Origin of the sequence: Campylobacter sp. IFREMER_LSEM_CL2101 (assembly GCF_025771825.1) — a bacterium.
In the GTDB taxonomy this organism is placed as follows: domain Bacteria; phylum Campylobacterota; class Campylobacteria; order Campylobacterales; family Campylobacteraceae; genus Campylobacter_D; species Campylobacter_D lari_C.
In genome coordinates this window covers 178,447-192,429 of record NZ_JAKMQZ010000001.1, presented here as the reverse complement: position 1 = coordinate 192,429, position 13,983 = coordinate 178,447, and the positions used below count along the sequence as shown (strand labels likewise).

General features: G+C 30.9%; 11 protein-coding genes. 1 reads left to right on the top strand and 10 read right to left on the bottom strand.

The genetic code is table 11. From position 1 onward, the window contains the following. The first annotated feature begins 165 nt into the window (after positions 1-165). Complete coding sequence (locus tag L8V88_RS00985; RefSeq protein WP_263726419.1) at positions 166-771, top strand: outer membrane protein; 606 nt, start codon at positions 166-168, stop codon at positions 769-771. 36 nt (positions 772-807) lie between these two features. On the opposite strand, the gene putP is transcribed toward L8V88_RS00985, so the two are convergent. The 10 genes from putP to L8V88_RS00935 form a co-directional block, all read right to left on the bottom strand. Continuing rightward, positions 808-2,289 (bottom strand): sodium/proline symporter PutP, encoded by a 1,482-nt coding sequence (gene putP / locus L8V88_RS00980; RefSeq protein WP_263726418.1) that lies wholly within the window; start codon positions 2,287-2,289, stop codon positions 808-810. Between the two features lie 14 nt (positions 2,290-2,303). Further along, positions 2,304-5,801: a bifunctional proline dehydrogenase/L-glutamate gamma-semialdehyde dehydrogenase gene (locus L8V88_RS00975; RefSeq protein WP_263726417.1), complete on the bottom strand. Its 3,498-nt coding sequence runs from the start codon at positions 5,799-5,801 to the stop codon at positions 2,304-2,306. Between the two features lie 139 nt (positions 5,802-5,940). After that, entirely contained in the window at positions 5,941-6,972 is a 1,032-nt protein-coding gene (selD, locus tag L8V88_RS00970) for a selenide, water dikinase SelD (RefSeq protein WP_263726416.1), read from the bottom strand. Then, positions 6,969-7,547 (bottom strand): sulfurtransferase-like selenium metabolism protein YedF, encoded by a 579-nt coding sequence (yedF, locus tag L8V88_RS00965; RefSeq protein ID WP_263726415.1) that lies wholly within the window; start codon positions 7,545-7,547, stop codon positions 6,969-6,971. The genes selD and yedF overlap by 4 nt, the downstream gene beginning before the upstream one ends. A 48-nt stretch (positions 7,548-7,595) precedes the next feature. Continuing rightward, positions 7,596-8,324: a winged helix-turn-helix domain-containing protein gene (locus L8V88_RS00960; protein WP_263726414.1), complete on the bottom strand. Its 729-nt coding sequence runs from the start codon at positions 8,322-8,324 to the stop codon at positions 7,596-7,598. 55 nt (positions 8,325-8,379) lie between these two features. Further along, positions 8,380-8,949 carry a formate dehydrogenase FDH3 subunit beta gene (gene fdh3B, locus L8V88_RS00955; protein ID WP_039617607.1) on the bottom strand — a complete coding sequence of 190 codons (570 nt, stop codon included), beginning with the start codon at positions 8,947-8,949 and terminating at the stop codon, positions 8,380-8,382. Positions 8,950-8,959: 10 nt separating this feature from the next. Beyond that, positions 8,960-11,782 (bottom strand): formate dehydrogenase subunit alpha, encoded by a 2,823-nt coding sequence (locus L8V88_RS00950; protein WP_263726413.1) that lies wholly within the window; start codon positions 11,780-11,782, stop codon positions 8,960-8,962. Between the two features lie 16 nt (positions 11,783-11,798). Further along, entirely contained in the window at positions 11,799-12,002 is a 204-nt protein-coding gene (locus tag L8V88_RS00945) for a twin-arginine translocation signal domain-containing protein (RefSeq protein ID WP_012661099.1), read from the bottom strand. Positions 12,003-12,177: 175 nt separating this feature from the next. Beyond that, positions 12,178-12,858, bottom strand: a complete 681-nt coding sequence (locus L8V88_RS00940) for a molecular chaperone (RefSeq protein WP_263726412.1) — start codon at positions 12,856-12,858, stop codon at positions 12,178-12,180. 63 nt (positions 12,859-12,921) lie between these two features. After that, positions 12,922-13,851 (bottom strand): formate dehydrogenase subunit gamma, encoded by a 930-nt coding sequence (locus L8V88_RS00935; RefSeq protein ID WP_263726411.1) that lies wholly within the window; start codon positions 13,849-13,851, stop codon positions 12,922-12,924. Positions 13,852-13,983: the final 132 nt, after the last annotated feature.

Genomic DNA, 13,983 nt, shown 5'->3' with positions numbered 1-13,983 from the left:
ATTTATATATTAGAATAAAATAATTAGTAAATATATATTTTTACAAAAATGAAAAATAATTATACTTATAAAGTAAAAATTAAAAAATATTTCATATAATTAATAAAAAATAATATAATTTTTTCAATTATATTATTATAATTTTAATCATATAAAGGAGAATACATGAAAATCATAAAAAAGAGTATTTTCTTTTTACTTTTATTTACTACTCTTTTAAATGCAGAAAATAGTGGTTTTTTTATAGGTGGAGGAATTTCTAGCACAGGAAACAAAGATACAACAAGTATTATCGGAGAAAAATATAAAGATAACTCACAAGATATTGTTTTTAATCTAATTGTGGGCTATAAATACTTCTATACCCCTCAACTTGGCGCTAGAATTTATTTTAATCACGAAGCAAGTTCAATAAACTATGGAGTGGTAACTCAAGCTAAAGAAGCAGGTTGGAATGAATATACGATTAATTTAGATACTTTATATAATTTTACCTCAAATGAAACAAATATGGGTGTTTATGGTGGATTATTTGCAGGTTATACTGATTGGGATTTTGTGAATTCTACAAATATAGAGAAAAAAGGATTCATTAGTGGAATTAATTTTGGCACAAGAGCAAATTTTAACAATCATCATAGTATAGAATTGGGTGCTAAAATTCCTTTTATAAGAAGTTCTATCTCAGATTGTAAAGAAAATATTTTTCACACAAGCACAAAAACTCAAAGAATATATAGCACACAATTAAAATATATCTATAGTTTTTAAAGGTAATTCTTACAAAGAATTACCCACAAAAAAACTTTAAAGATGTTTTAACATTGTTTCATAAGCTGCTTTAGTTCCTGGGCGCACTTTAGTTACCAAGCTCACTAAAACAATCACAATAGATGCAGCTAAAAATCCTGGAATGATTTCATAAATAGGAAAATTAAGCCACTCGGCTAAGAAATTTTTATATGCTACAACTACAACTGCACCTGTAATCATACCTGCAATAGCAGCATATCTAGTCATTTTTGACCAAAATAATGAAAAGAGCATTACAGAACCAAAACTTGCTCCAAACCCTGCCCAAGCATAAGCTACTATACTTAATACACTTGAGTTTTTATCAGTAGAAATGATAAAAGCTATCACAGCCACTGCTAAAACACCAAATCTACCTAAAGTCATTACCATTTTATTAGACGCTTCTTTATTGAAAATTCTTTTATAAAAATCTTCTGCTATGGTTGAACTTGAAACAAGCAATTGCGAACTTGCTGTACTCATAATAGCTGCTAAAATAGCACTTAATAAAATACCTGCTATCCAAGGATTAAAAAGTAATTGCGACATTACGATAAAAATCTTTTCAGGATCTTGCAAACTAAGTTCAAATTTACTCACATAAGCTATACCTAAAACACCTATCAAACAAGCGCCAATTAAAGATATAACCATCCAAGAAATTCCCACAAAAGTAGCAGTTGGAATATCTTTAGTTGATCTTATAGACATAAAGCGCACCAAAATATGTGGTTGACCAAAATATCCAAGTCCCCAGGAAAGTGCTGAAACTATACCTAAAAAGCTTAATCCTTCTCCCATAGAAAAAGTATTTGGCTTGATTTCTTTGACTATATTAACAGCTTCACTAAAACCACCCAAATGATAAATCATCACTATAGGTACGATAATCAAGGCACTCATCATCAATAAACCTTGAATCAAATCCGTCCAACAAACCGCCTTATATCCACCCAAAAATGTATAAGCAACTATAATAACAGTTCCTGTAGTTAAAGCATAATCATATTGAATTCCAAAAGTTGCTTCAAAAAGTTTTGCTCCACCTACAAGCCCTGAAGAAACATAAAAAGTAAAGAAAATCAAAATAACAATAGCGCAAACCACTCTTAATATATGCTTATCATCATCAAACCTTGTTTCAAAATAATCAGGTATGGTAATAGAATTTGCAATCACACTAGTATAAATTCTAAGTCTTTTTGCTACAAAAGCCCAGTTTAAAAATGCTCCTATACTAAGACCTATTGCAATATAACTTTCAGCTAAACCACTTACATATAAAGCTCCTGGTAAACCCATTAAAAGCCAACCGCTCATATCAGAAGCTCCGGCACTAAGTGCTGAAACCACAGGCCCCATAGAACGACCGCCTAAAAAATAGTCTTCTGAATTTTTATTTTGTTTATAAAAATAAAATCCGATAAAAAGCATTAATGCTGAATATGCGACAAACATTATCGCAATTTGAGTATTAATGTGTACAACCTCCATTTATTCTCCTTTTTTTATTTTAAAGCACGAATGCCTAGATTTCCATAACGATGGAAAGATACACTTAAAGCTTTTTCATTATGATATAAAAGCAACTCAAAACGTCCATTCATTAAAGGCTTAGCATTAGCAATGATTTTTGCGCAACTTGCTGCCTTTATGAAAATTTCATCATTAACATCTAATGGAGCAAAATAACGAATTCTTTCATAATCAGCTATTTTGCTAATGAAATTTTCTTTACTTTCTTTAAGGAATAAAGTTTTTGAACTAATTTTTTGATTAATCTTTTGCACAAGATCTATTTTTTCATGCTCATCATAACTTAAAATAAGATCAATATTTAGCACACTAGCTGCTAAAATAACCCCTAAAATATCTTTTAAACTATCATTTTTATGCACTCTATAAGCGATATTTTTAACCTTTGTATAAGAAAAAAGATTATCCTCGCCTCTTATATTGACATAATCTTTCGCACTTGCAAATTCATTCTTTACATGATAAGCATAGCTTCTTGCCATAGCTTTAATGACTTCAAAATCGGCTTTATCTTTTTCATTTAAATCCAAACTTAAAGCATTTAAATTTGATACTAATTCGTTATCTAAGACATTTTGATCAGCTTGACTTTGCTCTATATCTAAAAATTGGGTAATGTAATTATAAATTCCAACTTTTCTACCAAAACCAATGGCTGATTTTTTAATACCACCAAAAGGCTGTCTAAGAACTATAGCTCCTGTTGTTGGTTTATTAATATAAATATTTCCTGCCTCTATGTGAGTATGGAAGTATTCCCATTCTCTCTCATCTAAACTTTCAAATCCTGCTGTAAGTCCATAACCTGTAGAATTTACTATATCAATAGCTTCTTTTAAATCTTTTGCTTTCATTACAGTTAAGATTGGCGCAAAAAGCTCATTCATGTGCGTAAAATCACCTTTTTTAGTACCATATTTAATCCCTGGAGTTAGAAGATAAGGATTATCATCTACAAATTTAGGTTTTAAAGCCCAACTTTCATATGGAGCTAACTCATCTAAAGCTTTTTGTAATTTCACATCTGGTTTATCTGCTAAAGCTCCAAGTTTATTTTTAAATACAAATGGATTTCCAACCGCCATGGAACTAGCAGCATCTACCAAAGTCTTTTTGAACTCTTCATCATTATAAACTTCTTCTTCTAAAACTAGTAAAGAAGTAGCAGAGCATTTTTGACCTGAATTTGAAAATGCTGAATGAATGATATTTTTAATCGCACTATCACGATCGGCAAATTTAGAAACAATAGTTGCATTTTTACCGCCTGTTTCAGCGCTTAAAAGTAAGGTTGGATTAGCTTTGAGCATTGCATAAGCAGTTTCTTCCCCACCGGTTAATACTGAAAATTTCACACTTTGATCAACAAGTAAGTATTTTGATATATCACTACCTTTAGCAGGTAAGAAAATCAAAGCATCTTTTGGAATTCCTGCATCCCAAAAACATTTACAAAGCATATAGCCTGTTAACATCGATAAAGATGATGGTTTATATATTACTTTATTTCCTGCGGCCAAAGGTGCTGCTATGGTTCCTACTGAAATACCTACTGGGAAATTCCATGGCGCAATCACCACGCCTATGCCTTTTGCTTTAAAAGTCGTATTTGGATTTTGCTCTTTTAGTTTTTCCAAAGAATGTGGATAAAATTCTAAAAAGTCTATAGCCTCACTAACTTCAGGATCAATTTCTAAGAAAGTTTTTCCTACTTCTAAAGCTGCTATACCTATTAAATCTCCTCTACGATCTCTAACAAGTTGAGCAGTTTTTGCTAAAATTTTATAAATTTCATCGTGACTTAAATCACTAAAATTTGAGCTCTTAGCTACATCTAAAGCGTATTTGATCTCTGCTTGGCCTGCTAAATGTGCTTTACCTATAGTGCGATTTTTGATTTTATCTTTAACTTCTACTACTTGTAAATTTTCATTTTTAATTTCTTCTTTTGCAACCGGATAGACATCATAATTTTCTAAATTTTCATATTTAGTTCTTATATTTTTAGCCCACTCTCTATTTGCTTTTAAGATAAAATCTGTATCAGGTTCGTTTTTAAATTCTTTACTCTCATAAGAACTAATAGCTTTTGTTTCATTATTTCTATCCTGGGTTCTATGAGTAGAATTATCCAAACTAGCAACGCCTTCTAAGGATTTTATAAACAATTCTTTTTGTATCTGCCAATTTTTATCATTGATTTTAAGATTGAAAAAATATCTCATGAAATTATCTTCACTAGTATTTTCATCAAGTCTTCTTACTAAGTATGCAATAGCATTGTTAAAATGTGCTTCATCGCAAACTGGTGCATAAAGTATAAGATCATGCATTTTAGAAAGCTCATAAGAGCATTGCAAACTCATACCCTCAAGCATTTCAAAAGTAAAAGATGATAAAGCTCCTGTTTGTGAAATTCTAGTATAAGCATAAGCTATTTCAAATAAATTATGACTTGCAATACCTACATTAATATATTTATGATTATCTCCCTCTAAGACAAAATCAAGCATTTTTTTATAGTTACTATCGGTGTCAATTTTTTTATAAAAAGTAGGTAGAGCCCAACCTCTTTGTGAAGCTATAGTTTCTTCACTTTCCATATTCGCTCCTTTAACAAAGCGAATTTTTATAGGCTTCATACCTTTTAAAACTCTTTCTTTAGAAAAGGCAAAAAGTTTTTTCAAATACTCATAAGAATCAGGAAGATAAGCTTGCAAAACAATACCTGCTTTAATATCGTATTTTGCAACACTTTCCATAAAAGCTTCAACAGTTAATTCTAAATCTCTAAATTCTTCCATATCAAGATTGATAAATTTAGACACACCTTGCTTTTTTTCTTCCTCTAAAGCAAGAGCGTATAATTTATCTAATCTTTTTACCACCTCATCTTTAGAGTATTCAAAATCAATAATATTGATTTGGGAAAAAATGGTAGTAATTTTAATAGAAATATAAGTAATATAGCTTGTTTTTAGCGCTTCTTCATATTTTTTCATCCTATAAGCACTTTCAGCCTCACCCAAAACCTCTTCACCAATTAAATTTACATTTAAGGTGATTTTATCTTCATCTTTTCTTTTGCGCATATGAGGCTCTAAAACACTAGGATTTGCATCTAAAACCATAGCTTTAGTATCTTCTCTTAAATGCTTAATGAAAAATGGCACACTAAGAGTTGGTGCAAATTTTCCAAAATTTAAAAATGAAAAAAGTAAAAATTTTTCAAAAGCACTAAAAAAATCAGCTATACCATATTTGTTTAAAGTATGTTCTATAAGCTCAAAACTTGCACTTTTATCTTTGCATCTAAAAGAGCGATCTAAAAGCTCAATTAACATTACTTTATTTTTAGGATTGTTTAAAAGTTTTTGCATTTTGGCATGAAATTCTTTTTCGCTTTGAGAGATATTACTTTCTATCTTTCTTTGTAATTCTTCAGCTAATTGCAAAGCTTTTTGTATCATTTTTTCCTCCATTTTGTAGTTAATATCTTTCTATGATACAAAAATAGCCACAAAAATCAACATATATTTATTTGTAATTTATTTTTTTATGTAAAAAAGTAACAAATATAAACATATGCTTTTAATTGTAAATAAAATATTAGCGTAATAATAAATAATTATGAGTATTTCTTACACATCTAGCAATAATCTTTGCCTCTATATTGTAATCTTTCAAAATTTTCAAAGCCTCATTTGCATCTTTTTCACTCATTGCAGCTAAAAGTCCACCTGAAGTTTGAGGATCAAAATACACTATATCCTCATCTTTTTCATTTAAATTATCAATCCAAATTTTTAGACTATCTTTATTTTTATAAGCTCCTGCTGGGATAATCCCTATATTAGCCATTGATAAAACTCCATCCATTAAAGGAATTTCATTTTTATACACTTCTATCATAAGCTCTTTATTTAACATTTCTTTTAAATGTCCCAAAAGACCAAAACCGGTAACATCACTTAAAGCACTAAGACTTTTAAATCTCTTTAAAATACGACTTGCATAAAGATTTAAAAAACTCATTTGTTCTATTGCTTTTAAAATCTTTGCTTTTTCTAGCAAACCAGCCTTGATAGCAGTACTAATAATACCACTACCTATAGGCTTAGTAAGTAAAATCACATCGCCATCTTTTGCGCTATTATTAGCTATAAATTTCTTAGGATGAACTACACCTGTTACACTAAGACCAAAAATAAATTCATCATTTTCTATAGTATGTCCACCTACTAGCACAGCACCAGCTTCTTCAACCTTAACTCTAGCACCTTCTAAAACTTCAAGTAAAATTTCATTGTTAAAATGACAAGTATCAAAGCCTACAATATTTAAAGCATTAATCGCCTCAGCGCCCATAGCAAATACATCACTTAAAGCATTTGCAGCAGCTATAGCGCCAAAATGATACGCACTATCAACCACGGGTGTAATAAAATCAAGAGTTTGCACCAAAGCTAAATCTTCATTTAGCTTATAAACACTCGCATCTTCATTATTATTAATACCACTTAAAATGTTTTCATGCGGTTTTAAAATGCCAAGAATTTTGTCAAGACCCACCGAGTCTAATTTGGCAGCTCAACCCGCAGCTTTTACATATTGGGTTAGTTTTTGATCTTTATATATCATAAAGAAATAATCTTTGCCTTTCCAAAAAGTTCATTTAAAATTTCATAAGCATTGCCTATTTTGCCTATTTTAAGTTCTTTGCTTTTGCCAAAAAATTCCAAACATGCCCCGCAACTATAAATTTCAACTCCTAAATTTTCAAGTTCTTTCATAGCTTCAAAAGCCATATGAGAGCAATCAGTATTCATCAAAACACTATCATTAACACAAAGGATTTTTGCAGGTTTATTAGATAAATCTTTTAGGGTTTTTAAAAAACCTAGCATTAGATTTTTTCCAAGTTCTCCCTCGCCCACTCTATCACTTTTTAAAAATAACACATTGTATTCTTGTAAATTTTGTTCTTGAGTTTGAGCTATATTACCATCTTTTACAATACCAATAATACTCTCATCATCTAAATCTTTAACACTAAATTCCAAATTTAAAGATTTTAAAAATCTTATTACATTTTCTTTAGAAGCTTGAGAATTTAAAAGAATTTCTAAATTTTCATTTTCTTTTAACTCTTCTAAAGCTTTTTTTGTTTCTATCACAGGACGCGGACAAGCTAAATCTCTACAATCAATTTTCATTTTTTACCTTTTTTGCTTAATAATATATTGTTATAACTTGTATTCAAATTAAGTTTTATCTTTTTCTTGATTTTTCTTAAAAAATAATTCTTTAAAGCGTTTATTAGTGTATTCTTCTACATCTTGTTGTAAAATTTTAAAATTTTGAATTAACTCATAAGCTCTTGGAGTAAGTTTGCTACCAGCTTCACTTCCTCTTCCTTTTTTGGCAATGAGTAATTCTTCTTTCATATTTTTTTCCAAATCTTGTATATAAAGCCATGCTTTTTTATAATTAATCCCTAATTGTTTAGCTGCTTGAGAAATACTTCCACATTCTCCTACTAATTCTAAAATATCTGTTTTACCCTTACCAAAAAGTAATTCTCCATCAGAATTTTCTATCCAAATTTTACTTTTTATATGAAATTTTTTACCTTTTTTTTCTTCAAAGCAACCAAGTTCACAGTATTTAACATCAATTTTATAAGTTTTAAGTGTGGCTCTAATATCAGCCATATTAAAGTCTTTAGTACATTCTAAAGTATCTTTACATGATATGCGACGCTTAGAATCTAATTTTGTTTCTAACTTTTCTAAAATTTCACTTTTTGCTATATTTTTGTTTAACTTGCCAAATTGACCTAACTCACAATCTGAAATTTTTACGCCTAATTCTTTTATAGCAGTTTGAAAATCTTCTTTAGAATATTGTTTTAAAAGTTCTAGTGCTTTTTTACAAGTAAGTTTATTATTTTCATCAAGATTTTTTTGAATTTGTAAAATTAGCTCTTCCATGAATTAACCTTGGATTATAAGTAGTAAAAAAGGGTGCTTGTAAACACCCTTTGAATTATTTTACATCAAGTCCTAAATTTTGACCCTTGAGTAAAACTCTTTTTCTATACATTGCACTAACTTCAGCTGCATCACCAACCAAAAGTGCATTTGTAGAACAAACCGCAGCACACATAGGCACTTTACCTTCTGCGATACGATTTTGTCCATAAAGCTCTCTTTCTTCATGAGAGTTAGTAGGCTCAGGACCACCTGCACACATAGTACATTTGTCCATTTCACCCTTAATACCAAAAGCACCATCTCTTGGAAATTGTGGAGCACCAAAAGGACATGCATAAAGACAATACCCACAACCTATACAAGTTTTTTTATCATGTAAAACAATACCATCAGCTCTAATATAAAAGCATTTTACAGGACAAACTTGCTCACACGGAGCATCTGTACAGTGTTGGCAAGCAAGAGTTGTTGAAAACTCTTTGCCTTCTATACCTTCATTTAAAGTGATTACTTTTCTTCTATTAATTCCCACTGGTACTTCGTGCGCACTTGAACAAGCTACTTGACAAGCAAAGCAAGAAATACAGCGATTATTATCTACATAAAATTTCATTCTAGCCATAACTTACCCCTTAAGCCTTTTCAAGTCTGCAAAGTCCTGCATTAAACTCAGAAATTTGCGTATTTATATCAAAACCATAGTTAGTAACCGTGTTAGAACTTTCCCCTATAGTATAAGGTTTAGTACCTTCAGGATAATTATAACTTAAATCCACACCTTGCATAATACCTGCAAAATTATAAGGCAAGCAAATTCTATCTGGCGTAACTGAATGATTATGCACACATTTTACTTTAATCTTAGTGCCTTGTGGTGAATGAATCCACATCATATCACCATCATTTATACCATATTTTAAAGCAAGTTCAGGGTGCACATTAGCAAACATCTCAGGTGTGATTGCAGCAAGATATTTACTAGTTCTCTCAAGCATACCCGCACCGCTTAAATTTACTAAGCGCATACTTGAAATAATAGTTGGAAACTCTTTACTCCAATCTGTTTTTTGTTGCTCGCTAATAAATTTACTCTCAACCCTAAAGTTTTTCTCTTGATCACCCCAAGTAGGATATTTTTTAACCAAATCCCAACGAGGCGAGTGAATAGGCTCTCTATGCAACGGAATAGGATCAGCAAATTCCCAAACTTTCATTCTCGCTCTTGCATTACCTAAACAACAAGCACTTTTTTCCCTACATTTTTCTAAGATAATACCTGAAATATCAGTACTCCAGCTAGCACCCATTAATTCTTTTTCACTATTGCTTAGTTTAATATTAAACACTTTTTCGATATTTGCTTTAGTAATTTGTGGGTAACCACCTTTAACTTTACATCCTTTTGGGGTAAAAGCTTCATCTGCTAATTGAGAATGCCCCTCATGCTCTAAACCAAAACGGTTTCTAAAGCCCATACCACCTTCTTCATAAGGCACATCAGTATTCCATAATATAGAAGTACCAGGGTGCTGTTTATCCCAACAAGGCCAAGGTAGACCATAGTATTCACCTTTAACTTCACCACCAATACCTCTTTGAGTATCAGGATCAAAATGTTCCCAATTTTGTTGGTGTTTTCTTAGACGCTCAGCTGAAATACCTCTTAAACCTATACTTAAAAGACCATTACTCATTTCTCTTGTAGCATCATCAGGCCATACGAAATTATCATCACTATCATCTCTTGTTTGCACAAGTTTATGATCTTTTAATTCCATTTTCATACCGCGAGTGTATTCTTTGTAAAAACCAAATTTTTTGGCAAAAGCAAACATAATTTCATGGTCTTCTTTACTTTCATAAATTGGTTTTACTACTTGAGAGCGCCATTGCATAGCACGGTTAGTCGCAGTTACATAACCTTCTGTTTCAAATTGAGTACAAGCAGGGATGATATAAATACCATCAGGACGATCTGCTAAAACTGCTACTTCATTTACAAAAGGCTCAGCAATTACGATCATATCAAGTTTTTTAAGTGCTTCTTGAATTTTTACCGTATGTGCCATAGAAGTAATACCCGTTCCTTGCACCCAAAGTACGCGGATAGGTGAGTTAGAATAAGTTTTTTCTTCATGTAAAACACCTTGCCACCATTTTGCTAGTGAAAAGCCTTTTTCATGCATCCATTCTTTAGAATAAAATCTTGAATTTAAATATTCTCTATCTACATTCCAAAAATTAGCAAAATGATTCCATGCATCATCACCTAAACCATAATAAGCCGGTAAAGTATCAGCTAAACAACCCATATCAGTAGCACCTTGAACATTATCATGACCTCTAATGATATTTGTTCCTGCACCTGGCTTGCCTATATTACCAAGAACGAGTTGTAAGATAGCTAGAATTCTTGTATTAGAGCTACCTACTGAGTGTTGAGTAATACCTAAAGCCCAAAATAGCGTAGCAGGTTTGATTGTAGCTAGCATTCTTGTGATTTTTTCAAGTTGAGCAGCTGGAACACCCGTTACATCTTCTACAACTTCAGGAGTCCATTTAGCAGCTTCTGCTTTTATTTCTTCAACCCCATAAGTTCTAGTTTTGATTAATTCTTTATCTTCCCAACCATTTTTAAAGATTAAATGAAGCATACCATAAACTAAAGCTATATCTGTACCTGGACGAATTCTTACGTATTCATCAGCATGTACCGCAGTTTTTGTAAATACAGGATCTACAACTACTAATTTAGCATTATTACGATCTTTTGCTTGCAATAAGTGTTTAAATCCAATAGGATTTGCCACAGCAGTATTTGCACCAAAAATAATCATCATTTTTGAATGTTTAGTCACATCACCAAAATGATTTGTCATAGCGCCATAACCCCATGTATTCGCCACACCGGCGACTGTTGCGCTGTGTCAAATTCTAGCAACGTGGTCTATATTATTAGTACCCCAAAATGCTGCAAATTTTCTAAAATAATAAGCTTGTTGGTTATTAAATTTAGCTGAACCTAAGAACATAACGCTATCAGGTCCATTTTCTTTACGGATTTCAAGCATTTTATCACCAATTTCGTTGATAGCTTGCTCCCAAGTTAAACGTACCCATTTGCCATTTTCTTTTTTCATAGGATATTTAATACGCTGTTTTGATTTAGTAAGATCGATTTGATCTATCCCTTTACAGCAGTGTGATCCTTGAGAAATAGGATGTTCTATAGCGTTTTCTTGACGCACCCAAACTCCATCTTGTACTTCTGCTTTAATTCCACAGCCTGCACTACAGATACTACAGATTGTTCTAACAATCTTAGAATCTGGATAAGGATTTGCTACTTCTTGTTCACTTGCAGCTCTAATAGCTTTGTTTTCACTACCAAAAGCCGCACTTCCAAGACCAGCAATACCAGCAAGCTTAAGAAAATTTCTTCTTGCTAATGCCATCTTCTTCCTTTCTTAGTTAATAAGCTATTTTGTAGTATTTTTCCCAATGCATAGTTTTTTTATAAAGTACTTCTTTTTTAGTACTTTTTCCTAAAACTACGGTATTTTGCTCTTGGTAGTCATCTTTAGCTAAAGCATTTACGCTTGCTCCAGCTACCACCCCTAAAGCACCAATTTTCAAAGATTTTTTTAAAAAATCTCTTCTTTGATTGGCCTCCATGTTCTCTCCTTTGAAATAAAAGTAAAGAATAACTATAAATACTTATTTTCAAAGTATTTACGCACTTAACAGAGTAAATTTTGCATATTTTCACTTAAGATTTTATTTAATTTCTATTTTCATAAAAAGATGATTTTGATAATATGTATTTTGGTAACAAAATACATATTAATTTTTATAATTTACTAAGTTCTTCTATATTTGTTTTACTAAATTTAGTAGGAAGTCTTGGTTCGTAAGGAAGTCTTTGTAAAGCTTCATCTGCTACGCTTTTGCCTTCTTTTTTCATAGGTGCTTGTACTTCTAAATAAGCTCTTTCATTTACAAAAAAGACTTTCATAATATTAGCAATAGCAATGTAAAAATTTGAGTTTTTGTGAATTTGCAATTTTTCTATAAACTCATCTATTACAGGGTTTATCACAAAACGAAATAATTGCTGTGCAACTTTTAAATCATGCTCAATAATACTTGCCATAAAAGCAAACAAAAAGCCAAATTCATCTTCACTTTGTCTGCAATCTTCTTTTTTTCTAAATTTGGTTTTTCTAATGATTTCACAGGCTTGAAGTTTCATTTTACCATCATCTCTACCCTCATCATAAAAAGAAGCACTAATAGGCACATTCACATAAGAAAAATCAAAAAACACCCCATTTTGTTCTTCTTTAAAACTTGTAAAATCACATGCACTAAGTTTTTCAAAATCAGGTTTTAAACTATCATCTAAAGGACTTTGAGCTAAAACTAAAACTTGCTCATGCCAAATTTTAAACTCATTTTCATCAATAAAATTAAAAGCTTTTGAAAAAAATTCATAAAAATATTTACGCGAAAGATCAACATCTTGTATCATTAATTTTCCTTGTTATTTTTATTTGATTATAACAAGGAAAATTTAAAAAAATCAAGTGAGATTTTAAAATTTTGTTTTAGAATCGTAAGTAAATGATGGATTGATTTGTTTTTTATCGCTTAATTCTTTATACCAATAAGAATGTAAAATATAAACTTCTTCTTCTTCTTTATAACCACTAATCATAGAATGGATACTTCCTTTAATAGCAAATACAGCCATATAAATATGAATAGCAAAAAATACTGCACATAAAATACCCAAAATATTATGGATGATAGCCGAAGCTCTTAAAATATCTATATGAGAAATTCCAAAAATAGATTGTAAAGAAGTAGAATTAAAATCAAGGAAAAACATAAATGCACCGGTGATTATCATCAAAAAGCCGCCAAAAACAGCTATATAATACCATGATTTTTGACCAAAATTAAACTTACCCGCGGGCACAGGTTTTTTCTCTTTACTTAAATATCCACCTACTATCATCATCCATCTTAAATCATAACTTGCAGGAAGCATTCTTTTAATCCAACACAAAAGCATAGGAATGATAGAAATGATAAATAAAATAGTAGCAATACCATGTAAGTTTTTACACATTCTTACAAAGAATCCACCACCAAAGTATGATCCAAAAATCATAATAAGTCCGGTTGGCACAAGGATAACCCAAGAGATTGCTGCTACAAAATGAAACAATCTTTCAAATACTGAAAAAGCGTAAATTTTCTTACCATCATGAGAAAATTTCTTTGGACCTATGACCATATAATGCAATGCAAAAGCTGAAATTACCACTATAAGTATAATCAAAACAGCACTTGCAATATATTCACCTTGTAGTTTAGTCCACAAAGCACCAAAATTTTGATAACTTTCTATATTCATCACTCTTTGCACATCCCAAATTTGAGTATTTTTAACTTCAAAATTTTCTTGAGCAAATAGAAAGTTAAAACAGGCTAAAAGAGCTAGTATAACCCTATACATAAATTACTCCTAAACATTACACGCTAGCTAAAGCTTAGCGTTGTAGTTTTGTTAATTTTCAGTTTCCATTTTTATTTTAAAAAAAGTTTTATTTAAAAAACATAAATTTGCAAAAAACTACAAAAAAACTCA